The sequence below is a fragment of the Collinsella sp. AM42-18AC genome (assembly GCF_003467965.1).
In the GTDB taxonomy this organism is placed as follows: Bacteria; Actinomycetota; Coriobacteriia; order Coriobacteriales; family Coriobacteriaceae; genus Collinsella.
Map to the genome: position 1 here is coordinate 21,872 of NZ_QSFY01000007.1, position 23,408 is coordinate 45,279.

Here is a 23,408-nt window from a genome sequence, read left to right on the forward strand (position 1 = left end):
GCTCGGGGTATCATAGCTAGCATATGCACATGCGAGCGCCGACCGCATCATGCGGCCGGCGCTTTTACTACGATTTCGATGGTTTACGACGGAAAGGGCTGAGCCATGAAGCTCGCGCTTGCACAGATCGATATGCGCCTGGGTGATATTGAGGGCATTTGCGGCCGCATCGAGGACCAGGCTCGTCTGGCCCACGAGCGCGGGGCGCGCGTGCTGTGCGTGCCGGCTCCGCTCTTTATGGGCGCCATGCCCGGGGGCCTGGTGGGCACTGCCGACTTTGAGCACGACATGCTGACGGGCCTGACCGGTGTCGCCGAGCGTATCCAAGAACTCGATATGATCTGCATCGTGCCCGCGGCGGTTTCGTTTGAGGGCCAGCCCCTGCTCGACTACATGATGCTCAAGGACGGCCATGTGGTGCCGGCCCGTTCGAGCATTGCCCTGCAGCGTGGTGGGAACGGTGATGCCCGTTGGGCGCCGCCGGTCTTCGACGTGGACGGCGTGCGTATCGCCGTGATCTTCGACTTGGACCGCGAGCTCGAGATGCTGCCGACCGGCGTCGACCTCATCGCCTATTTTCAGTTCAACGCGTTTGACATGACCGACCGCGAGACGGCCGCCATTGCCGCCGTTCGCAGCGGTGCCTACCGCAAGATCGCATCTAAGCGCAGCGTGTGGTTTGCCTGCATGGCGCCGGTCGGTGCCTATGACGAGTCGGTGTATACCGGCGGATCGTTTGTGCTCGACGACTGCGGGCGCGTGGTGGCCCAGGCGCCGTGTTTTGAAGAGAGCCTGCTGGTTCAGGAGATCCAGCGCGGTGTGATGCTCGATGCCTTGGAGGACCACGAGCTGCCCGAGTTTCGCTCCGAGGAATGGCTGTGGCAGGCGCTGGTGCTCGCTGTGCGCGATAACGCCCGTGCCCATGGTACGTCGCGTGCCGTGGTGGCGCTCGAGGGTGACTTGCCGTCGTCCCTGCTGGCAGCGCTTGCCGTCGACGCCCTGGGTCCGCGCAATGTGGTCGGCCTGGTGCTGGGACGCAACCGCATCTTTACGCCGGCGCAGGAAGAGGCCGAGGCCGCCCGTTGTGCCGCCGTTCGCGCGATTGCCGAGCGCCTGCATATTCGCACGGTTGAGCGCGATGCGCCGGATGCGGCGCGCGTACTCGACCGCGATGTGTCGGCGGGCGACGCCGAGCGCCTGCGCTCTCGCACGCTGGGCCTTATGCTGGAGGACACGGCGCTCGAGCTGGGCGCGATGGCTCTGAGCCCGCTGTCCAAGACCGAGTACGCGCTGGCGGCGCCGGCGCTTTGCGGCGGCTATCAGGGCGATTATGCGCCTTTTGGCGATGTGTACCTGTCGACGCTCGAGTTTGTGGCGCGCGTACGCAACCGTACGTCTGCCGTGGTGCCGCAGGAGCTCGTGACGCTCAATGCGGTGGAGGATTGCATGGAGCGCGTGCTGGCGCAAGCGCTCTCGACGCTTAACGGTCCGGTCGACATGCTCGACCGCGCGGCGCAGCTGCTCGGCGGGCTTGAGCCGGGCGAGGTTGATGGCGCGCTCGAGGCGCACGTCGACCGCAATCGCCCCTTCGACGACATTCCGATGGCCACCGGCAAGTCCGAGGCTTGCTCGCTGCTGCTGATGCTCGTGCGCCAGGGAGAGGCGGCTCGCCGCCAGCTGCCGACGGCGCCGATCGTCTCGGCCCGTTCGTTTGCCGAGCGTGCCTGGCCGTATATGCTCGCGTGGTCCGACCTGGGACTGAGCGGCAAGGAACGCATGACGGTCGATGCGCTGGCACGCGCCGAGGTGCGCCGCTTTGCCGACGAGGATACAAGCGAGCGCATGCGTGGCGAGATGATGGGCATACTGGGTGACCTGTTGGGTATTTCGCCCGAGCAGATGGAGGAGCTGCGCTCCGAGGATGGTCAGCGTCGCCTGCATGAGGGCATGAAAAAGTTTGAGGGCGAGGTCCAGGACGCCATCGAAAAGATGATGGGCGGCCAGGGCGGACCGCAGGGTGGACCCCAGGGCACGCCGATGCCGCAGCCGCCGGTTGATCCCCGACAGTTCCCATTCTTTAGCCAGAACTAGGTCTCTGCGTGCCCGCTTGCGTATGCTCAACCTACAATTCTATCTCGGCTGACTTATAGGGCTAGCGTTGTGTTATTCTAGAACAGACGTTCGTGAATGATGCGCGGGGCCCTGTCTTGCGCCGTACTTGTGGCGAGGGGAGGTCGGCTTGGTCATTTTGGGTATCGACCCCGGTTTGGCCCACACGGGTTGGGGGATTATCGAGGAGCGGCGCGGTGAGGTTCGCTGCCGTGCCTACGGTTGTATCGAGACCAGCGCGGGCAGTCCGCTCGCGGTGCGCCTGTCGCATATCGCCCGTGACCTCAAGGGCGTTGTCGAACGCTATCGACCCGATACCGCTGCTATCGAGAGCATTTACTTTGGCGCCAACGTTCGCTCGGCCATCCCTACGGCGCATGCCCGCGGTGCTGCACTCGTGGCGCTTTCGGAATGCGCGCTCGAGATTGGCGAGTACACGCCTATGCAGATTAAGCAGGCGGTTGTGGGCACCGGCGCTGCGGACAAACGGCAGGTCGCCTACATGGTGCGTACGCTCACACAGCTCGACCATGACCCGCATCCCGACCATGCCGCCGATGCCCTGGCCTGCGCCATCTGCCACGTTAACCTCAGCCGCACCCGGGCGCTTACCGGTGGCGAGTTCTATCAACAGAGAGGAACCGGATACTGATGATTTCCCAGCTCCATGGAACGCTTGTCGAGGCCACGATGAGCTCGGCCGTTGTCGATGTATCGGGCGTGGGCTTTGAGCTCGGTATCTCGGGCAGCACTGCCGCCACGCTGCCTACGCCCGGCGGCGAGGTCCGCCTCTATACCCGTATGCAGGTGCGTGAGGACGCCATGACGCTCTTTGGCTTTACCTCCAAGGACGAGCGCACGATGTTCGATCGGCTCGTATCCGTCTCGGGCGTCGGTCCGCGCCTGGCGCTTGCCGTGCTTTCCACCTATACCGTGGGACAGCTGTATTCGCTGGTGATGGCCGAGGACGACAAGGGCATGGCCAAGGTTCCCGGTGTAGGCAAAAAGACCGCGCAGCGTCTGATCCTGGAGCTCAAGAGCACCTTTGCCAAGGACAAGGGCTTTATGCCGGTCGATGTGATTCCCGGCCAGGTTGCGATGCCCGTGCCCGCTGCCGCTCCCTCGGCGATTGATGACGCCCGTGCGGCGCTCCTCTCCATGGGCTTTAGCCCGCAGGAGACCGATGTCGCCCTGAGCGGGTATGATGGGCAGGATATGCGTGTCGAGGATCTGCTCGGCGCGGCGCTTAAGCGACTTGGAATGGATGCGTGATGTGGGAAGCCGATGACTCTCAGGACCTGTGGGCGACGCCCGGCAGCTCGCCGGCGGCATCCATGGCGCACGGTGAGCGCATGGTGGGCTCGGAGCTGACGCCCGAGGACCTCGATGTCGATCGTACCCTGCGTCCCCAGCGCTTGGATGACTACTGCGGTCAGGAGCATATCAAGCAGAGCCTTCGCGTGCTGATTGAGGCCGCGCAGAGCCGCGGCGAGACGCTCGACCACGTGATCTTCTCGGGCCCTCCGGGTCTGGGCAAGACCACGCTGGCTGCGGTTATCGCCAACGAGCTGGGCGCTCAGATCAAGACGACGAGCGGTCCGGCCATCGCGCGCACTGGTGACCTCGCGGCCATCCTAACTAACTTGCAGCCGGGTGACGTGCTGTTTATCGACGAGATCCACCGCCTCAACCGTTCGGTCGAGGAAGTTCTGTATCCCGCGATGGAGGACTTTGCGCTCGATATCGTGATCGGCAAGGGCCCGGCGGCGCGCTCGATTCGCCTGGATATCCCCAAGTTCACGCTGGTGGCGGCAACGACTCGCTCGGGCATGTTGACCGGTCCATTGCGCGACCGCTTTGGCATTTCATATCGCCTGGATTACTACACGGTCGAGGAGCTCGCTCAGATCGTGACACGCTCGGCGACCATTCTGGGTGTGACGATCGACCATCCCAGCGCACTCGAGATCGGCTCGCGTTCGCGTGGTACGCCGCGTCTTGCCAACCGTCTGCTCAAGCGCGTGCGCGACTACGCGCAGGTGCGCGGCAACGGCCCCATCGAGCTCGATATCTGCCGCCAGGCTCTCGAGTTCTTCGAAATCGACGAGCTTGGTCTGGACTGGATGGACATTCGCATCTTGGAGACGCTCGCTAAGACGTTCTCCGGTCGTGCCGTGGGACTTACGACCCTTGCCAGCGCGGTGGGCGAGGACCCGGGCACGCTTGAGGATGTCTACGAGCCCTATCTGCTGCAGTGCGGATTGATGATTCGCACACCCCAGGGTCGCCAGGCAACCCTGCGCACATTCGAGCATTTGGGTATTGAGCCAACCCTGTAGGAATGGGCTTGTTTTAGCGCATCTGTAGGCTATCGCTGAGCATCGGGTAAACATATCGCCGTTTGTCGGTTGCGGGTGTTTTACTATTGCGCGCCCGTGCTATGCTGGATTGGTCTTTTTCTCATCCGGTAACGAAAGGACCGCCCATGCCTACTGACATCGAAATCGCACGTTCTGTTACGCCGCTGCCTATTACCGAGGTGGCCAAGAACGCCGGCGTCGACGTTAAGCATCTGATTCCGTACGGCTTTGACAAGGCAAAGGTCGACTATTCCCTGCTCAACGAGCCAACTGATCACCAGGCCAAGCTCGTCCTCGTGACCGCCATCAACCCCACGCCCGCCGGCGAGGGCAAGACCACCACGACCATCGGCCTGGCCGACGGTCTGCGTCGTCGCGGCGTTAAGAGCGCCGTGGCCCTGCGCGAGCCTTCGCTCGGTCCCGTGTTTGGCGTGAAGGGCGGTGCCGCCGGTGGCGGTTGGGCCCAGGTCATCCCCATGGAGGACATCAACCTGCACTTTACCGGCGACTTCCATGCCATCGGTGCCGCCAACAACCTGCTGGCCGCCATGCTCGACAACCATATTCAGCAGGGCAACCAGCTCGGTATCGACGTTAAGCGCATCACTTGGAAGCGCGTTGTTGACATGAACGACCGTCAGCTGCGCCATGTCATCGACGGTATTGGCGGCAAGGCCCAGGGCGTGCCGCGCGAGGACGGCTTCGATATTACCGTTGCCTCCGAGGTCATGGCGATCCTGTGCCTGTCCACGAGCATCAACGATCTTAAGGAGCGCTTGGGCGAGATCGTTGTCGGCTACAGCTATGCCGGCGAGCCCGTCCGTGCACGCGACCTTAAGGCCCAGGGAGCTATGGCCGCACTGCTCAAGGATGCGCTCAAGCCCAATCTGGTGCAGACACTCGAGGGTACGCCCGCGTTTGTCCACGGCGGTCCCTTCGCCAATATCGCCCACGGCTGCAACTCCATCATGGCCACGCGTATGGCTATGCGTTTTGGCGATGTCGCCATTACCGAGGCCGGCTTTGGTGCCGACCTGGGCGCCGAGAAATTCCTGGACATCAAGTGTCGCATGACGGGCGTTCGTCCCAGCGCCGTCGTGGTCGTCGCGACCGCTCGTGCCCTTAAGTACAACGGCGGTGTTGCCAAGGCCGATCTCAACGAAGAGAACCTCGAGGCCCTCAAGGCCGGCATGCCCAACCTGCTGCGCCACGTCGACAACATTCAGAATGTCTACGGTCTGCCCTGTGTGGTCGCCATCAACCGCTTCCCGACGGACACCGAGGCCGAGCTCGAGCTCATCGAGTCCGAGTGCCAGAAGCTCGGTGTCAACGTTAAGCTGTCCGAGGTTTGGGCTAAGGGCGGCGAGGGCGCGCTCGACCTGGCCGATGAGGTCATGCGCCTGATCGAGCAGCCGAGCGAGCTCAAGTTTGCCTACGTGGACGGTGCCGATGTGGCCGACGCCCTCGAGGCCGTTGCTACCAAGGTCTACCGCGCCGACGGCGTCGACTTTACGCCGGCTGCCAAGCGCCAGCTTGCCGAGCTGCGCGAGAACGGCTTTGGCAACCTGCCGGTGTGCGTTGCCAAGACGCAGTACAGCTTTAGCGACAACGCCAAGGCGCTGGGCGCTCCCGAGGGCTTCCGCATCACCGTGCGCGAGCTCAAGGTTTCCGCCGGTGCCCACTTTGTGGTCGCGCTGACCGGCAGCGTTCTGACCATGCCGGGCCTGCCCAAGGTTCCCGCGGCCGAGAACATCGACGTCGACAACGATGGCAACATCACCGGCCTGTTCTAAGCCTGCTGCTCATATCCGCTTGCCCGCCCCGCCGCGCCACCAAGGCCCGGCGGGGCTTTTTGTTCCCAAGGGGACGGAAGAATCATTTTAGGACGGCGGCAATGTTGCGCAACAAGAATGGGGATTTCTCTCGTACGGTGTAGTTGGTAGAACTGCGCGGGTGCATTGCGGCCGCGATGAGAGACGGGAGATGCGATGTATTGCACCAAGTGCGGAGCTCAGATACCCGATGGCTCCACGTTTTGCACGAGCTGCGGCGCTCGCGTGGGTGGCGCCGAGGACCAGGCGGAGCCTGTGGCGTTTCCGGTAGGGGATGCGCCAGCGGCCGCTCCTGCGGGGCAGCACGCTCCTCAGGGCGCCTCGGCTCATATGGCGGTGCAGCCTCGTTATGAGGAATCTATGACCAAGTCAGCCGAGGTCGCTCAACCGTTTGTTCCGACGCCGCAGCCAAAGAAACCCAAGCACAAGGGCCGTATCGTCGCTGCCGTTATCGGCGGTGTTGCCGTTGTCGCCATTGTCGCCGCTATCGTGATCGTGCCGCGTATCGGCGCATCTTCCGAGGTAACTTCGGGTGGCAAGGGCTACGTTGTCTGCGCATGCGAGACTAAAGTGCTGCCCAAGAACAGCAAAGGAAAAAAGCTCAAGAGCTATACCGTCGAGCTGGCGCCGGTGTCCGGCAAGGGCAAGAGCTACACCATCAAAGTGGATGGCGAGGACGGCTTTGCCATGGAGGACTTTGGCGAGCTGCCCGACCAGAAATACCAGATGACCATCACCTCGGGCAAGGGCAAAAAGAAGAGCACGACCACCATGAAGGTCGACTACGCCAAGGAAGGCTCGGACGCCCCCAAGAACGTTGAGCTCACGCAGTCCAAGAAGGAGGCCAAGGCTTCTGCCAAGGCAGCGGTCAAGACGGCAGATGAGCTGTTCACCGACAAGATTCTCGAGTACCAGAAAAAGTACGGCGAGGGCGAGGCTGTCGGGTTCGATGAATATGCGTATGGAGCCCAGGGTGTTGCTTACGCCAAGCTCATTGACTTTGATGGCGATGGTCAAGATGAGCTGCTGATTGAGTATTCCGATGAACCGGTGGACCGTGGGGATAACGCAGCCGCTGCGCATCTTGAGGTCTGGGCGTATAAGAATGGCGAGATTGAGAAGGTCTACACGCCAGAGGTAAACGTATCTCATCAGGAGGCGTGTGTGTCTGTCTGGCTTGATGAATACGAGGGCAAGATTGGTTTTTCACAGTGGTATGACCATGGGACAGCAATTAAGCAAAGCGATCTCTCTGGCGAAAGTGGTCCTTCTGCTCACGAATACCAAGTTAAATTCATTGGCTACGATGGAAAGTCATTCAAAGCCATGACCGATCTTGTTGCCCCGAATGAAGTCGGTTCTGCCTCTTTGGGCGGTTTTGGTTTCTTGTATGCCGACGAGAGCTCGGTTAACAGCACCATTGGCACGGTCGCCACGATGCTGGAGCAGCTGAAGTCGAAGGACTCTGACGATGCGCAGGCGAGCTGCGAGGCCGTCTCTGCCACGCAGGATGTCAACTTTACGGCTGCGGTTGGCGAAGGCCCGCTGAATCCGTCCCCCGATGATACGTGCCAGATTTCGGCTACGTGGACCTATCCTCAGGTAAAGGGCCAGGGCGTGGGTGTCGCCAAGTTCAACAAAGATATGGTTCAGCTGGTCGCGGATACGCTCGACGCGAGCAAGCAGGCCTCGATGGACGACGAGGACAGTCGCGTGACCATGATGTACACTGCCGAGATCGTCTCGATCGATGGCGATATCGCCTGCGTGCGTACGTTCACCAACAGTTATCAGCCTCCGTATCGATCGGTGCAGAAGATGAGGTCGGCGTACTACAACCTCAAGACAGGTGAGCAGGTTTCGCTCGAGGACTCGCTTGCGCAGCACGGGCTCTCGTTTGACACGCTCAAGAGTGAGGCAAAGCAGGCAATTAGAACGGCAAAGCCGGATATAGACTCCGTGTCCGAAGACAACATCGACGACGACGATAACTACACCGAGGATCATTTCTACTACGACGGCAAGGGCTATATCATCGTCCTCGATACTGGCGAGTTTGACTGCATGGCATGGGATACCCACGACTTGGTTGCGCATGCCTTCGATTCGAGCTATTCCTGCGGTCAGGACGTAACGCCCGAGCGGGCTAGGGCCACGTACGTACCCAACGAGTAGAGTAAAGCCGCAAGAAGCGAATTACAAAGTCCCCCGGTGACGCAAAGCGCAGCGCTGCCGGGGACTTTTTGATGCAAATTGGCTCCGAAATAAGCTATCTGGGCCAGTCGCGCCACGAAAAGCGCCCATCTACTATGTTTGCCAGGGTTGGACCGACCATGGAGCGTTTTTTAACAATGCGGCAAGACGTTTACCTGCGGTTTTGTTAACACAAATATGGCTATGGTTGGCACCCTTGGGTTAAACGTAGTAGATGGGCGCATTTTTTGGTGCACAGCCCAAGAAGGGATCGTTAGCCGCGCTGGAGGCCGAAGAGTTTGGCGTTGCGCTCGGCGACCATCATGTTGATGTCGGCGATTTCCATCTCGCCGTCAATGTAGGGCTGGTAGGTGCCATATGGATCGCCTGCTCCCAAGCTGCAACTGCCGCAGTTGTCGCAGCTGCCGTTGCCGCAGCCCGCGAGTGCCAGCTTAATGGCCTCCTCACGCTCGGCACGCGTTGTGTCTTTGATGAACTTGCTTTTTGCCATGACGTATCCTCGATTCGCTTGTGACCGTCGGCCGCGCTTGTCTTGTAGATACCGGCGGGCTTTGCCCATCATAGGCTTTTGCGCGGGTAGAATGCATGGATAACTTGATGCTTACGGGCGACGGAAAGGAATCGTTGCATGGACCAGGATAAGACGACCGTAATGGGTGGCTACGGCTCCCCGCGGACGGGCAATGGCGCCGATGAGACCCGCGTCGTGCCGAATCCCGGCTACGCTGCCCCCGATACGACGCAGGCGTCGGCCGATCCCACGCGCGTTGTGAATTACGGGAACGCGGCGCAGGACCCGTATGGCGCCTCGTCGCAGAGTCCCTACGGAAGCGCGGCGGCAAACCCTTATGATGACTTGCTGCAAAACCCCATTCCGCAACCTCAGCAGACGACATATATGCCGCGCACGGCACAGCCGCGCTACGAGTCGCGCGACCGATATGCGCGCGAGCCGTATCGTGAGTATCCCAAGTCTATCCCTCAGTATGGCGAGGACGAGGAGAAGAAGTCTTCGCGTTCGTCGAGCGTGATCAAAAAAATCCTGATTGTGCTGGCGATCTTCTTTGCCCTGTCGGTTGTGTTTGCCATCGTGTCGGGCATGCTCAACAAGCGGGGCGCCACGACTGATACCACGGCCGAGCAGACCGAGACGACCCAGTCCGGCGTCGTCGACCTGAGCGATATCCCGGGTCAGTACTGGTCTAACGCCAAGAAGCTCCTCAAGTCGCGCGGGGCCGATCTTTCGAATGCCGTGATTCTGACCGATGACGGCTCGACGCCTGTTGTCGACGCCAACTGGGTCGTGACGTCTGCCTACTATAACGACAACGGTAACCTCGAGATTCAGCTCACGCGCAAAGACAGCTTGTCGGGCAATGCGTCCGGCGACCAGGGCACCACGGACAGCTCGAGCTCCAACACGCTGGAGGACCTGAGCAACAAGGCGCAGGAGTTGGGAGACAAGGCCCAAGAGCTGGGCGATACCGCACAGAACCTGGGCGATATGGCAACGAACGCCTGGAATGCCCTGCAAAACGGCATTTCGGGCGCACAGGGAAACTAGCGGTCGAGCGGCTAGAGCCTTAGCAGTGCAAACAAAAACGGGACGCAGGATCGCGTGACCAGGCGCGTAGGCGCGTTGGTCGGCGGTCCTGCGTCCCGTTTTGCTGTCGATTACAGCTGCTCGGCCGGACGCTCGGGTGAACTAAAGCCCGAGTCAAATGTGACGACGCACGAGGCGTCGGGCCGGCGCTCGTGCACGATTCGCGTGACGAGCTCCAGCAGCTCCTCGTCGGATATGTCAAAGCCGTCGGGACGCACCAGGTCAAACGAAACGAATCCGTCGTGCTCGTGCAGGTCGTGGATGGAGAGCGCGGGATCGATCTGCATGACGCCGCGCTTGACCCAGCCGCGCAGGTCGTCACCGGTGGTGGCGATGGGGTCGCAGTGCAGCGTGATGTCGATGCCCATCTGATGCTTGATGTCGTGTTCGATGGTGTCCAGGATCTCGTGATGTTCAAACGCATCGCCCTCGCCGGGCATTTCCACGTGCGCACTGGCAAACTGACGACCGGGGCCGTAGTCGTGCACCATGAGGTCGTGCGTGCCTAGGACCTGCGGATACGACATGATCTTGTCGCGGATTGCATGGACGAGCTTGGGGTCGGGCGCTTGCCCCAGCAACGGGCTGATGGCGTCGCGCACGAGGCCCATGCCGCTGATGCAGATGAAGATGCCCACTCCCAGGCCTGCCCAGCCATCGAGGTCAAAGCCGGTCGTCTGCGAAATAAGCGCTGCGGCCAGGACCGAGGCCGAGGCGATGACGTCGTTTTTGGAATCCTGCGCCGTGGCGATGAGCGTCTCGGAATCGATGCGGTTGCCCAGCGTGCGGTTGAACGCCGCCATCCAAAACTTGACGAGCATGGACAGGACAAGGGCTGCCATGGAGAGCGTCGAATACGCGGTGGGGGAGGGCTTGATGATCTTGGTGACCGACTCCAGGATCAGATTGATGCCGACGGCGCAAACGAGAACGGCGACAAACAAGCCGGCGAGGTACTCGTAGCGGCCGTGGCCATAGGGGTGACCTTCATCGGCCGGGCGGCTGGCAAGGCGGAATCCGAGCAGGCTCACGATGTTGCTCGAGGCGTCGGAAAGGTTGTTGAAGGCATCGGCGATAAGCGAGACGGAGCCCGCGAGCAGACCAGCTATGCCCTTGGCCAGGCACAGCGTGATGTTGAGGCCGATGCAGATGAGGCCTGCGGCAAAACCCGCGTTGGTGCGGCAGGAGGTATCGACCGGCTCGCTTTCGCTGCCGGGAACAAGCGTATGTACCAGCCGATTTACAAATAGCATAACGATCGTCCTCACAATCATGTTTAAGGGGATAGTGTAGCTCGCACAGACGTAACGTGTACCGATGCTCAGAAAATGCAGCAATGGTCTGCCGGCGCTAACGGACGCGAGGCGGAGGGGGGACCGTCCGCGCGCCTTCGAGTTCACTGCGCCTTCCCGTTCGACCGAGTGCTCCATTTTGGGCCACATGGGTATGGGCACGCGCCGATTTGCTCGACATACTTAATGTCGACAGCCCTGTGCAAAGGAGGACGTTTCCATGGACGAGATGTTTGCCATTAAATGCCAAAACTGCGGCGGCCCCATGTATTCGCACCAGGCAAAGCGCAGCTTTGAGTGCGCCTATTGCGAAACGGTTATTCCGTGGCAAGCGGACGCCGGGGAGCCCAAGAGCGCCCTGGGTATCCGTCATACGCCGCTGACGGTGGTTGACGGGCTGCTCAAGCTCACGCACGTCTCGCAGCTCGAGCGCCCAGAGGATCCGGACTGGTATTTCTTCAATTCGCACTGGCGCAATCAGTCGGTTCTGGAGCATCTGCTGTGGGAAGATCGCGGAACGGCGCAGGAGTTCCAAGAGGCGACGCATGTGAGCATTCCCTGTCCCTTCTGTGGTGCGTCCTTTGAGGGGTCATCGACCCAGCGCGTGTTTGAGTGCCCGTCGTGCGGCAACAAGATTGGCGTGGCCGACCTGCTCAAGCCCGGCACGTTTAGTAAGCGCCTGACCATGGGTGTGGGTGCCGAATACGTTCCCGAACAGGGCATCCCCTGTGAGATATCGCCGCAGCAGGCACGTGCCAACGCACTGCAGCTGGTGCGCCAGTACCCGGAGGCCTTTGCCGGGCACGACGTGGAAGACGCGATCCAAAACGACATGATGCTCTTCTATTTCCCCATGGCGCTAGCGGACCTGCGCATGATGGCGTCCTTCCCGGGCAAGGGCTTGAGCAAGGAGACCCTGGTGTACTACGAGGTTCTCGACTGGGCATATCCCAGGGCTAACTACCTGGATGTTCGCCTTATGGGCATTTTGGAGCCGTGGGACTTTGGCAAGGTGGGGCCGTTCGATCCCGCTATGCAGGAAGGCGACTTCCGCGTCGTTTCCGTCGATGCGTCCACCAAGGACCAGGTGGTCATTGATAAGCTGGCGCTCGATATTGCCGGCAACGATGCCGAGGCGGTGCTGGGGCTCAATAAAAAGAGCATCCGCGCCTGGGCGCGCAAGGCCCGCAAGCACAAGGACGGCCTGGTGATGGTGCCGGTCTACTTTGTCGATCGTCCGGCGACGGACAGCCGCGACGGCGAGCAAGTGCGCATCGCCGTGAACGGGCAGACGGGTCGCGCGGCGGCGGTGGTGTTTAGCGACAAGCGCGAGACGCATGTGGTGGCACCGCTCAATCCCAACGTGATGCTGTCGAGCGAAAGCACCGTGCACGCCACGCCCATCGAGGTCAAATACGTTAAATCGCCGTTCCTATACCAGATCGTGCGCCGTGGAGGCGGCGAACAGCCGCGGCAGGTGGCAGCCGCAGCCGAGGGTTCCTACCGAGAAGAAAAGCCCAAACGCCGCGGCCTACTGGGTGCGCTATTTGGGAAGTAGGGGAGTGGTGCTGGTTAGCCTTATGACGCGATAGCTAGGGACACGGGGCGGCTCGCAGGAGTGCGGGCCGCCCCGTTTTTATGCGGCGAGTCATGGCGTCCGAACTGCCGTAGAGACTTAGCTAAATGGCTATTTAGAAGAACAGTGCGAAGCGGTTGCCAATCGCGAAAAAGGCCTCGCTGTCGAGCTTTCCTCGCTATGCGATTTAGTGAAAGAAAAAGCCGATTACAATGAGGCTAACTTTGATACCTACGTTTCAACAGAGTCTCTGCTCCCTGGCAAGAAGGGCAGGCAGGCACCGTCGTCCCTGCCCCAAACCGGAAAAGTTACGGTCTACAAGGACGGGGACATTCTGGTTTCGAACATTCGCCCATACTTTAAAAAAATCTGGTACGCAGACCGAACTGGAACCTGCTCGGGTGATGTCCTAGTGTTTAGAGCCAAGCAACCGGAGCAGTCCGGTTACCTCTATTCATGTATGCGCAGCGATGCTTTTTTCGATTACATCATGAAGGGCGCAAAGGGCACAAAGATGCCAAGAGGGGACAAAACGCAGATGCTCACTTATAAAGTTGCAAGTAATCCAAGTGGAGCAACCGTTGATTTTATTGAATCAGCGCTTAGCCAAGCATCGAGCTCAAGCAAAGAGAAACACCGTCTCGCCGCTCTTCGTGACGTTCTCCTCCCTAAATTAATGTCAGGAGAAATCGACGTCTCGAAGGTCGACCTCAAGCAGCTAAATAGCCATTTACTTCACTATGTGCAACACGCCGTCCACACTGTGGCTATCGTACTCGACGAAAGGAGCAGCGTGGAAACCGTTATCAATGCCGTGCTTTCGGAAATGCAGAGCCTTCTTGACCCACATCAGCTCAAGCATCTAACTATTACGCTTAGACGGGCACTTGGACCGAAACAGGCGGAGCCAGGACAAGATTTACTTGCGCTCTTTCTCACCGCTAAAGAGGTCGAGGGATGCTCTCCTAAAACCATTGCATACTATGAGGCAACCTTACGGCATATGAACACAGCGCTTGCTAAACCCTATACCCAGGTTGAGAGTGACGACTTGCGCCGCTATCTCAATGATTATGAGGTGAATCGCGGTTCTAGTAAGGTCACAATCGATAATATACGCCGTATCATGTCGAGCTTCTTTTCATGGCTTGAAGATGAGGATTACATTGTGAAAAGTCCTGTAAGGCGCATTCGTCGCGTCAAAACAGCTCAGGTAACCAAAGAGGTGCTTAGCGATGAGGAACTGGAGGTATTGCGAGACGCCTGTGAGTCCAAGCGAGATCTTGCCATCGTTGATCTACTCGCTTCGACGGGCATGCGTATTGGCGAACTTGTGCGACTCGACAGGAAGGATGTCAATCTGCACGAGCGCGAATGCCTTGTAATGGGAAAGGGAAATAAGCAGCGCCCCGTTTACTTCGATGCGCGCGCTAAGCTTCATCTTACGGAATATCTTTCGAGCCGTGCTGACAAGAGTCCTGCATTATTTGTCGCGCTCGATTCCTCAGCTCGACGTATTACGGTGGGGAGCATAGAACTTCGTTTACGTGACCTAGGCAGAAGCGCCGGTATCAACCGCGTTCATCCGCATAAGTTTCGCCGTACGCTTGCCACTCATGCTATCGACAAGGGAATGCCCATAGAGCAGGTGCAAAAGCTGTTGGGCCATGCGAAAATAGACACCACCATGCATTACGCCATGGTTAATCAGAACAACGTAAAGGCTTCGCATAGGAAGTATTTGGAATGACGCGTGTACGACTTGGAGAGATCTGTGAACGCCTAAGCAGCGGAAAGAGCATTAAAGCCGCTGAGGTTCAGGATTCGGGGACATATCCGGTAATCGGCGGCAATGGTCTTCGTGGATATGCAGAGCGTTACAACTTCGATGGGGAATGTGCCGTTATCGGTCGCCAAGGCGCCGCTTGCGGTAATGTCCGCTTTCATTCTGGCAAGGCTTACATGACCGAACACGCAGTCGTTGCCGTTGCAAACGAATCCAATGATCCGCATTATCTTGCCTATCTCCTGTCAACTATGAGCCTAGGACGGCTGTCCGCTCAATCGGCTCAACCTGGTCTTTCTGTTAAAACGCTTTCGAAGCAAGAAATCGACTTGCCTTCGCTCGAGAAGCAAAGGCAAGTCGTCGAAGTCATTGGTAGTATTGATGCCAAAATCGGGGTAAACGCTAAGCTAAATGGCTATTTAGAAGAGCTTTTGTTGGCTCAATTTACTGCACTGTCACCAAACGAAAACTGGACCGAAGGAAGAGCCGACTCGTATTACGAAATCGGAATAGGCAAGACCCCACCAAGGAAAGAGCCGGAATGGTTCTCTGATGTCAAAGCCGATAATCACGTATGGCTTTCAATCAAGGATATGGGCGAAACGGGGACATATTCGCTTGATAGCTCCGAATACCTTACTGACGCCGCAGTAAACGCCAAAAACGTAAGAAGAGTTCCAGCAGGCTCGGTACTTCTCAGCTTTAAGTTGACGGTCGGCAGAGTCAAGATCGCCGGTTGCAATATGACAACCAATGAGGCGATTGCCTGCTTTGCGTCTGATGACAAAAGAAAGCTAGCTTACGCTTATCCTTATTTGCGTTCATTTGATTATGGGAAATTGGGAAGCACATCTTCAATCGCGACGGCCGTTAATTCCAAAACCGTCAAAGCAATGCCTTTTGCAATGCCTGGCGATTTGGAGCTCAGCGAGTTCTATCTATCAACCAAACCGATATACGAACAGCTGCTGGCAACTGCTAAAGAGTCACGCTTTTTTGCGCAGTTGCGTGATGTCCTTTTGCCCAAGCTAATGTCGGGCGAAATCGATGTTTCGAAGGTCGATCTCACGCAGTTAAATAGCCATTTAGCTTAGCGTTGAGTCGGATTTTATTCGAGACAGAATCGCATAGCATAACGATTGAGTCTTGCGTCGGGCGATCGGGCAGGGGGATTGGCATTTGTGCGTAAGTCTTAGCGTTGATATTGCCTCTGGTGCTGCCGGTGTTAAAAGAGGCCACCCAGTCCCAATAAGCTTTCGACTGGGCATAGTATTTGACATAGCGAGGATTAACTTTCTTATCGTCCAGCGAGAAGCGAATTAAGAAGCCCGCGAAGGCAAACTCGCCGTCGCGAGAATCGTAGTAATAATTCTTTCCGGTACTGTTGCCCGTTCTGGCGAAAACGATATCGCCTTCTCTCAGCATGTATTTGTAAGCGGCGGGGTCGTCTACCGATTTGCGGTCGTTCCAATTCAGGGTGCCGTCGTCGTTGATATCCGTAATACGAAGATATGCAGGTAATTCCGCATCATAATCCACAGCCGAAGCGGCAATGCCATATTTTCCGTCGCCGAGGCTTAGTTCTCCAAGAGTCGCAACGCTAAAGTCCATACCCAATCGCCTCCAAGTTTTTCTTAATCTGCTCCTGCAGGCGGTTGGACTCTTCAAAGCACTTTGATATTTCGCTAGTCAGGCGTGCCATCTTCTCTTCAAATGGTTCGCCGTCGTCTTCGGCCTCGGCAATGCCTACGTAGCGACCGGGCGTCAGGATGAAATCTTGCTTGGCGATTTCATCCAAATCCGCTATAGCGCTGAACCCCTTCACGGGCTCGAACTCGCCCTTGCGGAAGGAGTCGAATGCGGATGCAACTTTGTTGATGTCCTCTTCGGTAAACTCGCGTAGTTTGCGAGAGACCATGGTGCCCATTTCGCGGGCATCGATGAATAGCGTCTTGCCGGACTGAGCCTTCTTCTTGTTCAGGATCCACAGACACACGGGAATTTGGGTGCTGTAGAACAGCTGCCCCGGCATGGCTACAATGCCCTCGACCAAATCGTCCTCTACGATAGCGCGTCGAATATCGCCCTCGCCGCTCGTCTGGCTCGAGAGCGACCCGTTTGCCAATACGAGGCCAATCTTGCCCGTGCCGTTAAGATGCCAAATCATATGCTGCATCCAAGCGAAGTTAGCGTTGCCCGTGGGCGGCATGCCGTACTTCCAACGTACGTCTTCCTGCAGCGCTTCGCCGCCCCAGTTCTTGAGGTTGAAGGGTGGGTTTGCCAACACATAGTCAAACTTTTCATTCTTGTGCTGGTCGGCGCTGAAGGTGTCTGCATAGTTGCCCAAATCGGCCTCGATGCCGCGAATACCGAGGTTCATCTTTGCGAGCTTCCACGTGGTAGGGTTGCTCTCCTGGCCAAAGATGGTGATGTCCTGTACCACGTTGCCGCCATGGTGCTCGACGAAGGCGGCGGATTGCACGAACATGCCTCCGCTGCCGCAGCAGGGGTCGTACACACGACCGTGGAAAGGCTGGAGGATTTCAACCAGCGTGCGCACGATGCACGACGGCGTATAGAACTCGCCGGCGTTTTTGCCCTCCATTGATGCGAATTTCTGCAGGCAATATTCGTATGCGCGCCCTAACAGGTCTTTCTCGCTCTCGTTATCGGTCATTTGTACGTTTGTGAATAAGTCAACGACGTCGCCTAAGCGCCGCTTGTCTAGTTCAGGACGAGCGAAGTTCTTGGGCAGCACGTCTTTGAGTTTGTCGTTCTCGCGCTCGATGGCGCGCATGGCATTGTCAATGATCTGGCCAACTTCGGGCGTATGCGCCGCCTGCGAGATATTCACCCAACGTGCTTCTTCGGGAACGAAGAAGACATTCTGCTCCATGTAGCAGTCGCGATCCTCCTCGTCGCCGTAACCCTCTGCGACGAGCTCTAGGTAGCGTTCGTCGAAACGGTCCGAGAGGTACTTCAGGAAAATAAGGCCTAACACGACGTTTTTGTACTCGGCAGCGTCCAAGTTGCCACGCAGCACATCTGCAGCGTTCCACAGTTGATCCTCAAAGCCAACGTCGGCCGTGTTCTTCTTGGTGTCCTTAGCCTTGCTTTTAGCCATGCTGTTTTAACTCCCTATGCTGCATTGTCGGCCCAGAGTTCGCACTGATCCATCACGGTGGCCAGTGCCGATTCCATGCCCTCTGGCGGATACTTATGATGTTTGAGCAGGCGCTTGATTGCAACACGCATGGCAGCACGAGCACTTTGCTTTTTCTGCCAATCGACCGTGCGCATTTCGCGCATCTTCGCAGCGAGCTCTTGCGTGATAGCGACCAACTCGTCATTTCTTTCGCGATAGTAGTCGGCGACTGCCTGCGGTTGTGTCAGCGCCTCGTAAAACGCAAACTCCTCTTCGCTAAGCCCAAGCGCCTTTGCCTTTTGGTTTTCGGAAAGCATCTCTTTCGCCATCTTGAGCATTTCTTCGAATACCTCAGCGTTTGTGAGCTGCCCGTTGAGATAGCCATTTACCATGCTTTGCATGAGTTCTGAGTACTTCTTTGCCTGCGTTACGCTCTTCTTGCGGTAGCCCTTGATCTGGTCGTCGATGAGTTTTCGCAACAACTCGTAAGCCAAGTTCCTCTCTTTCATACGCGAGAGGCTCGACAGAAACTTGGGATCAAAAATCGAAACCGTTTCGTTTTCCACCTTAAACAGGTCTATTACGCCGTCGGTATGGACGATGTTCTGTTCGAGCAGTGCATTGATGCGGTCATTTACCTGCTTAAGGGTAAGTTTGCCTCCGTTTTTGCTGCGGGTGCCGCCCTGCTCGGTGAGCTGAAGGATGAGCTCTCGAACAACCTGGAAATAGCCGGCCTCGATGCGCTGCATGTCTGTTGCGCGACTTTTGGCGAGTCCATAGGCTTTGAGCATGACTCCTGCCTGCTCAACAAAGTCGCGGGTGGTATCTTCGTCGCCGGGTGCAAGGATATGATTTACTCCACCCGTTATGAGTTCGCTTCGACGTGCGGCGGACTCGGTGCTCATGAATTCCGAATAATCGTAACCAAACATTTTGTCGCGACAGACCGCCAGTTTTTCCAAAAACTTAGGATAGGCGGTTTTCCCGATATCCATGTCGCCGTATTTCTTTTGGTCGCGCTTGGTGTAGTCCTTCATGGCGCGTTTAAGGGCGTTAGCTATGCCTACGTAGTCAACAACCAATCCGCCAACCTTGTCTTTATACACTCGGTTTACGCGTGCGATTGCCTGCATCAGGTTATACCCGCGCATGGGTTTATACACATACATGGTGGCAAGGCTCGGCACGTCAAAACCGGTGAGCCACATGTCTACGACGATTACGATTTTGAGCGGGTCAGCATCATCCTTAAAGCGCTTTGCCATCTCCTTCACATGGGCCTTATTGCCTACGACGTCGAACCACCACTCGGGGTCCTGATTGCCCATGGTCATGACAACGCCGAGTTTGCCCTCGTCCTTCCAAGAGGGTCGCAGCTCGCATATACGTTGATATATAGCCATGGCGGCGGGGCGCGAATACGCAACGATCATTGCCTTGCCGGTGAGTTCGTGCGCACGGTTGGTCTCATAGTGCTCTACGATGTCCTGACATAGGGCATCGATGACTTCGGGTGCACCTAGAACGGCGTCTAGATTTGCAAAGTTACGCTTGCTTGCGTCAATGGTTTCGGCATTAGCCTGCTCGGTGAGCTTTTCGTACTCATCGTCAACTTTTGCAAGGATGCCCTGATCCAGTTTGAGTGCGACGACGCGGCTCTCGTAGAACACGGGTCGAGTTGCGTCGTCCTCTACTGCCTGAGTCATGTCGTAGACGTCAATATAATCGCCGAAAACTTCGCGAGTCGATCGATCTTCGGCAGAAATAGGGGTACCGGTAAAGCCGATGAAAGTCGCATTCGGAAGGGCGCGGCGGATGAGCAACGCGGTGCCCGTGTGCTTCTTGCCGTCACGGTCGTATTTCTCCTCGAACCCGTACTGCCCGCGGTGTGCTTCATCAACCATCACGACGACGTTCTTGCGCTCGGAGAGGGCGATGGCCTCCTCCTCGAATTTCTGCATAGTGGTGAAAATGATGCCGTTGGCGCGGCGGCTCGAGATCTGCTGCGCAAGATCGGCGCGGCTCTGCGCCTGAACGGGCGTCTGGCGCAGGAAATCTGAGCATCTGGAGAACTGCGCGAACAGTTGCGAGTCGAGGTCGTTGCGGTCGGTAATTACCACGATGGTCGGGCTGTCGAGTTTCTCTTCGAGCAGATGGGCAAGGAAAACCATCGAAAGCGACTTGCCCGAGCCCTGCGTGTGCCAGAAGACGCCGCCCTTGCCGTCGCCGCCGATGGCTTCATGCACGCTCTCGAGCGCTTTGTTCACCGCGAAGTACTGATGGTATCCCGCGAGGATTTTCGCGTCCTCGGAGAACAGAATGAAGTTCTTCAGGATGTCGATGAGCCGCTCCTTGGGGAACATGCCGTCCAGAGGGGTTTTCCAATCGGCGTACTGGGTGGCCTCGTAGCTTCCATCGACGCTCTTCCACTCAACGAAGCGTGACTCGTTGGCGGTGATCGTGCCAACCTTGGTGTGAAGCATGTCGCTGGTGACGCAGAAAGCGTTGTACACGAAAAGCGATGGAATCTGTCGTTTGTAGTTTTGAATCTGTTGGTAGGCGTCTTCGCTGTCAGCGTCAGCTCGAGCGGGTGACTTCAATTCAAAGAGAACGAGCGGAAGCCCGTTGACGAATACGATGACATCTGGACGTTTGTTGGCACCACGCTCGATGTAGGTCCACTGGTTAACAACGTGGAAGCTGTTCTTTTCGGGATTGCCGTAATCGACCAAGCGCACGATGTCTGTATGCTCTTCTTTGCCGTCAAACCAGCTTGTCTCCACACCGTTCTGGAGCATGTCCATAAAGATGCTGTTCTTGGCGATGAGGTTACTGCCCTCGATTTCCTTTAGTCTGGTTATTGAGGCATCAATCGCGCGACGATTGAGCGTGGGGTTAATGCTCTCAAGAGCGGGCCCAATGACGTCAGGTAGGAAGGCGTCGTCAAACGCGTCAGAGGAACGAGCGACATCAGGTCCATAGAGGTGCTCGTACCCCAGGCTCGTTTGCAAGTGGTCAATGATGCCTTGTTCGAAAGCATCCTCATTAAATGACGTTGAGGAGCTGTAGTCGACAGCAATCATGCGCACTCCTTACCTTATGCTTCTTCGACACTGGTGAGCCTGTCCACCATTGCATTCTAGCAGTTAATCTTGCGTATATTGGTATATCTGACACCCGTTAGTTGCCATTTGACCTATTGGCTGATCGTGCCCGAATGACAATTGGTGGTAAGGCTCTCTTACTTATTAAACTGGCCCCTTTTTATGGGCGCTCGTGTTGCGACAGTTGCCCAAGCGCTTGCTTGAAGCTGTTGTTGGTGATCTTGAGGTCGTTTCCCGCTTGCATTTTAATGAGTGTCGGGCCGGAGGCGATGGCGGATGTGGTGCGATGGTGCCAAGAAAAGCGCCTAGACCTGGGTGAAGAACCGAGGCCGCGGGCGCTTTTCTATTTCTTTGGTCGCATGGATTGTCTGTTCTGTTGGCCGCGCCGGCGTTGTTTCTTTGCTCTCGTTCGCGCGGTATCCGCTTGTGGTGGTGGATGTAAATAAACGGTGGAGCGGCTGCAAAAGAGCCGTCTCGCTGGGTAAAATCAGGATGTGCCGCGGAACCCGCTCCTCAGCTAGTCACACTTCGGAAGCGCGGGCAACGCAGGTATTATCGTCTAAAGGGCCGGCTGCAACCGGCCCTTTTCATGGCTCCCTTCGCTATCCGTTACTGCTTATATTCTCGCCAGATCGAGTAGAGGTCTGGGCAATGCCGTGGGAGACATCCTACCCATCCCATAGTTTGGAACAGCGTCGGTCTAACGGGCAATCAAACCTCTAGCACTCTTTGAATTGAGCAAGCATCTGCCCGAAGAAGCTGAGCTCGGATGGCTCATAAATGAGCGAACCGCCGTCCGCGGTCCTGTAGACCCCGCAGGGGAGGTAACGCCCGTCGGGGAGGACGTAAAGGTTTTCTTCCTCCCTCAGTTCCGTTGGGAGTATCGGGGTCTCGTTTTCGTCCATTTGGAACTCATCTATATTCGCGATCTTCCTCTCCATGGTGCCTCCAGCCTTATTTCTTGTATGGTGCCCTAAAACAGGCAGCTCTCAATTAGATCCTTCCCTCGTAGAGTATCGATCCATTCCTGTGGAATTGCGTCGATACCGTATGCCGTGCCGGCGAGGGCGCCGGCGACGGCTGCGGTGGTGTCGGTGTCGTCGCCCAGGTTGACGGCGGCAAGGACGCACTCTTCGTAACTGTTGGTGTTCACAAAGCACCAGGTGGCGGCTTTAAGCGTGTCGCGCACGAAGCCACCTGACCTGATTCCACGCTCGGGCACGTCTTTCAGCTGGAGCACCCATGAGGGAAGTGCACCGTTCATCACGTCCCTCATCAGCTCGACAAATATGACGCATGCGTCGGTCGATGTTCTGTGAGCGTGCGTTATCGCGGAGACCTCGCAGATCTCGTCGTCAGTCGCGTCGACAAGCGCCAGGGGCGCGATGCGCATGAGCGAACCGTTACCGTTGTCGCGTTCGCCGGAGCCTCCTTTGCCGGTGTGCAAGGCGCGGGCGGTCGTGCCGCCGTAATCGAAAACGCCGTCGATTGTATACTCGCCACGGGCAATCCAGCTTACGAACTTGTCGCGCATGTCTGCGGTGTCGATGTGCCCAAGCTCTCTAATCGAGTCGCAGGTAGCAAGCGTCATGGACGTGTCATCGCTCCAGGTGCCGGCGGGCTGCCCGTGCGTGCCGTAGCCGATCATGTCGGTGCATTCGAACGTGCCACGAGGCCTGAACTCGTAGGGAACGCCCAACGCGTCGCCGACGGCAAGTCCATAGATGCAGTCGCGCAGCGTTGTTTTCGGTCTGTCTGTCATGGGAAACACCTCTCGTACTTTGGATTGAGGATGCGCGGCTACCTGCGGCAATATGTCCATCCCAATTCGGAACGCAGTGAGTCCCGAATTGGAAGAGCTTGTCAGCTAATCTAACAAATGAAAAACCCGCAACGCTATTGCTTTATACGGCAATAGGGACCTCTTTCGGGCGCCCTGCCTTTGGTGCGTCGGCGAGTCGTGCCTCGATGGAAGCTTTGGACACCATGCGCTTGGTGCCGTCCTTCCAAGAATCCAACAGCCCAGCATTTATCAGTTGCGATACCCGTGCTGAGCTAACACCGAGCATGCGCGCGGCATCCGCTGCGGTGACGGCGGGGATGTCGGCGAGTTCGCGGCTGACGGCTACGGCGATAATCTTGCCGCCGTGTCGCGGCTCATGTCCGAAGTCTGGCGCGGGAAGATCGACGCCACCCATAAGGTGATCGTCGACCATACATGCGAGAAAATCAGCGGCGCTTTCGACAGCGTCGTTTAGATCGGAGCCAAACGTTCCTCCTCCGCCCAGCGAGCCACATGGCACGGCATCGACCATACCGTCCGAATCAAAGAACTCAAATTCCCATACGTAAACCATGCAAGACCTCCTCTAAAAAGCGATGCGAAA

Annotated in this window: 18 protein-coding genes; 10 read left to right on the top strand and 8 right to left on the bottom strand. The window is 57.6% G+C overall.

What is annotated here, in order from left to right; genetic code table 11:
* Positions 1–105: 105 nt before the first annotated feature.
* The 6 genes from DW913_RS05285 (at position 106) to DW913_RS05310 (ending at position 8,476) form a co-directional block, all read left to right on the top strand.
* Positions 106–2,091: a hypothetical protein gene (locus tag DW913_RS05285; protein ID WP_117797812.1), complete on the top strand. Its 1,986-nt coding sequence runs from the start codon at positions 106–108 to the stop codon at positions 2,089–2,091.
* A 148-nt stretch (positions 2,092–2,239) separates the two neighbouring features.
* Positions 2,240–2,761: a crossover junction endodeoxyribonuclease RuvC gene (gene ruvC, locus DW913_RS05290; protein WP_035137351.1), complete on the top strand. Its 522-nt coding sequence runs from the start codon at positions 2,240–2,242 to the stop codon at positions 2,759–2,761.
* Complete coding sequence (ruvA, locus tag DW913_RS05295; RefSeq protein ID WP_117797813.1) at positions 2,761–3,381, top strand: Holliday junction branch migration protein RuvA; 621 nt, start codon at positions 2,761–2,763, stop codon at positions 3,379–3,381. Before ruvC ends, ruvA begins: the two co-directional genes overlap by 1 nt.
* The gene (gene ruvB / locus DW913_RS05300; protein ID WP_117797814.1) at positions 3,381–4,448 is read left to right on the top strand and encodes a Holliday junction branch migration DNA helicase RuvB; all 1,068 of its coding nucleotides are present in this window, start codon (positions 3,381–3,383) and stop codon (positions 4,446–4,448) included. Before ruvA ends, ruvB begins: the two co-directional genes overlap by 1 nt.
* A gap of 146 nt (positions 4,449–4,594) precedes the next feature.
* The gene (locus DW913_RS05305; protein WP_117797815.1) at positions 4,595–6,262 is read left to right on the top strand and encodes a formate--tetrahydrofolate ligase; all 1,668 of its coding nucleotides are present in this window, start codon (positions 4,595–4,597) and stop codon (positions 6,260–6,262) included.
* A 195-nt stretch (positions 6,263–6,457) separates the two neighbouring features.
* Positions 6,458–8,476, top strand: a complete 2,019-nt coding sequence (locus tag DW913_RS05310; protein WP_117797816.1) for a zinc ribbon domain-containing protein — start codon at positions 6,458–6,460, stop codon at positions 8,474–8,476.
* Between the two features lie 292 nt (positions 8,477–8,768).
* On the opposite strand, the gene DW913_RS05315 is transcribed toward DW913_RS05310, so the two are convergent.
* Positions 8,769–9,005, bottom strand: a complete 237-nt coding sequence (locus DW913_RS05315) for a hypothetical protein (protein WP_117797817.1) — start codon at positions 9,003–9,005, stop codon at positions 8,769–8,771.
* Between the two features lie 138 nt (positions 9,006–9,143).
* On the opposite strand from DW913_RS05315, the gene DW913_RS05320 reads away from it, so the two are divergent.
* Positions 9,144–10,079: a hypothetical protein gene (locus DW913_RS05320; protein WP_117797818.1), complete on the top strand. Its 936-nt coding sequence runs from the start codon at positions 9,144–9,146 to the stop codon at positions 10,077–10,079.
* A gap of 110 nt (positions 10,080–10,189) precedes the next feature.
* On the opposite strand, the gene DW913_RS05325 is transcribed toward DW913_RS05320, so the two are convergent.
* Positions 10,190–11,371, bottom strand: a complete 1,182-nt coding sequence (locus DW913_RS05325) for a cation diffusion facilitator family transporter (RefSeq protein ID WP_117797819.1) — start codon at positions 11,369–11,371, stop codon at positions 10,190–10,192.
* 259 nt (positions 11,372–11,630) lie between these two features.
* On the opposite strand from DW913_RS05325, the gene DW913_RS05330 reads away from it, so the two are divergent.
* The 3 genes from DW913_RS05330 (at position 11,631) to DW913_RS10075 (ending at position 15,866) form a co-directional block, all read left to right on the top strand.
* Entirely contained in the window at positions 11,631–12,968 is a 1,338-nt protein-coding gene (locus DW913_RS05330) for a hypothetical protein (protein ID WP_117797820.1), read from the top strand.
* An 844-nt stretch (positions 12,969–13,812) separates the two neighbouring features.
* A complete protein-coding gene (gene xerA, locus DW913_RS10275) occupies positions 13,813–14,736 on the top strand; it encodes a site-specific tyrosine recombinase/integron integrase (protein WP_117797878.1) in 924 nt (307 codons plus the stop codon).
* Positions 14,733–15,866, top strand: coding sequence for a restriction endonuclease subunit S (locus tag DW913_RS10075; RefSeq protein WP_199580773.1), 1,134 nt, complete (start codon positions 14,733–14,735; stop codon positions 15,864–15,866). The genes xerA and DW913_RS10075 overlap by 4 nt, the downstream gene beginning before the upstream one ends.
* Here the strand turns inward: DW913_RS10075 and DW913_RS05350 are convergent.
* From DW913_RS05350 to DW913_RS05375, 6 genes are all read right to left on the bottom strand, one after another.
* The gene (locus DW913_RS05350; RefSeq protein ID WP_117797821.1) at positions 15,838–16,383 is read right to left on the bottom strand and encodes a restriction endonuclease subunit S; all 546 of its coding nucleotides are present in this window, start codon (positions 16,381–16,383) and stop codon (positions 15,838–15,840) included. The genes DW913_RS10075 and DW913_RS05350 overlap by 29 nt on opposite strands.
* Positions 16,373–17,896, bottom strand: a complete 1,524-nt coding sequence (locus tag DW913_RS05355) for a class I SAM-dependent DNA methyltransferase (RefSeq protein WP_117797822.1) — start codon at positions 17,894–17,896, stop codon at positions 16,373–16,375. The genes DW913_RS05350 and DW913_RS05355 overlap by 11 nt, the downstream gene beginning before the upstream one ends.
* A gap of 14 nt (positions 17,897–17,910) precedes the next feature.
* Positions 17,911–21,000 carry a type I restriction endonuclease subunit R gene (locus DW913_RS05360; RefSeq protein ID WP_117797823.1) on the bottom strand — a complete coding sequence of 1,030 codons (3,090 nt, stop codon included), beginning with the start codon at positions 20,998–21,000 and terminating at the stop codon, positions 17,911–17,913.
* Between the two features lie 740 nt (positions 21,001–21,740).
* Positions 21,741–21,962: a hypothetical protein gene (locus tag DW913_RS05365; protein WP_117797824.1), complete on the bottom strand. Its 222-nt coding sequence runs from the start codon at positions 21,960–21,962 to the stop codon at positions 21,741–21,743.
* 32 nt (positions 21,963–21,994) lie between these two features.
* A complete protein-coding gene (locus tag DW913_RS05370; protein ID WP_117797825.1) occupies positions 21,995–22,783 on the bottom strand; it encodes an ADP-ribosylglycohydrolase family protein in 789 nt (262 codons plus the stop codon).
* A 142-nt stretch (positions 22,784–22,925) separates the two neighbouring features.
* The gene (locus DW913_RS05375) at positions 22,926–23,378 is read right to left on the bottom strand and encodes a helix-turn-helix domain-containing protein (protein WP_117797826.1); all 453 of its coding nucleotides are present in this window, start codon (positions 23,376–23,378) and stop codon (positions 22,926–22,928) included.
* Between the last annotated feature and the right edge of the window lie 30 nt (positions 23,379–23,408).

What these genes read in the sequence shown, in the direction of transcription:
- DW913_RS05285 (WP_117797812.1), top strand. Translation starts at nt 106, where the DNA reads ATGAAGCTCGCGCTTGCACAGATCGATATGCGCCTGGGTGATATTGAG.
- ruvA (WP_117797813.1), top strand. Translation starts at nt 2,761, where the DNA reads ATGATTTCCCAGCTCCATGGAACGCTTGTCGAGGCCACGATGAGCTCG.
- ruvB (WP_117797814.1), top strand. Translation starts at nt 3,381, where the DNA reads ATGTGGGAAGCCGATGACTCTCAGGACCTGTGGGCGACGCCCGGCAGC.
- DW913_RS05305 (WP_117797815.1), top strand. Translation starts at nt 4,595, where the DNA reads ATGCCTACTGACATCGAAATCGCACGTTCTGTTACGCCGCTGCCTATT.
- DW913_RS05310 (WP_117797816.1), top strand. Translation starts at nt 6,458, where the DNA reads ATGTATTGCACCAAGTGCGGAGCTCAGATACCCGATGGCTCCACGTTT.
- DW913_RS05315 (WP_117797817.1), bottom strand. Translation starts at nt 9,005, where the DNA reads ATGGCAAAAAGCAAGTTCATCAAAGACACAACGCGTGCCGAGCGTGAG.
- DW913_RS05320 (WP_117797818.1), top strand. Translation starts at nt 9,144, where the DNA reads ATGGACCAGGATAAGACGACCGTAATGGGTGGCTACGGCTCCCCGCGG.
- DW913_RS05325 (WP_117797819.1), bottom strand. Translation starts at nt 11,371, where the DNA reads ATGCTATTTGTAAATCGGCTGGTACATACGCTTGTTCCCGGCAGCGAA.
- DW913_RS05330 (WP_117797820.1), top strand. Translation starts at nt 11,631, where the DNA reads ATGGACGAGATGTTTGCCATTAAATGCCAAAACTGCGGCGGCCCCATG.
- xerA (WP_117797878.1), top strand. Translation starts at nt 13,813, where the DNA reads ATGCAGAGCCTTCTTGACCCACATCAGCTCAAGCATCTAACTATTACG.
- DW913_RS10075 (WP_199580773.1), top strand. Translation starts at nt 14,733, where the DNA reads ATGACGCGTGTACGACTTGGAGAGATCTGTGAACGCCTAAGCAGCGGA.
- DW913_RS05350 (WP_117797821.1), bottom strand. Translation starts at nt 16,383, where the DNA reads ATGGACTTTAGCGTTGCGACTCTTGGAGAACTAAGCCTCGGCGACGGA.
- DW913_RS05355 (WP_117797822.1), bottom strand. Translation starts at nt 17,896, where the DNA reads ATGGCTAAAAGCAAGGCTAAGGACACCAAGAAGAACACGGCCGACGTT.
- DW913_RS05360 (WP_117797823.1), bottom strand. Translation starts at nt 21,000, where the DNA reads ATGATTGCTGTCGACTACAGCTCCTCAACGTCATTTAATGAGGATGCT.
- DW913_RS05365 (WP_117797824.1), bottom strand. Translation starts at nt 21,962, where the DNA reads ATGGAGAGGAAGATCGCGAATATAGATGAGTTCCAAATGGACGAAAAC.
- DW913_RS05370 (WP_117797825.1), bottom strand. Translation starts at nt 22,783, where the DNA reads ATGACAGACAGACCGAAAACAACGCTGCGCGACTGCATCTATGGACTT.
- DW913_RS05375 (WP_117797826.1), bottom strand. Translation starts at nt 23,378, where the DNA reads ATGGTTTACGTATGGGAATTTGAGTTCTTTGATTCGGACGGTATGGTC.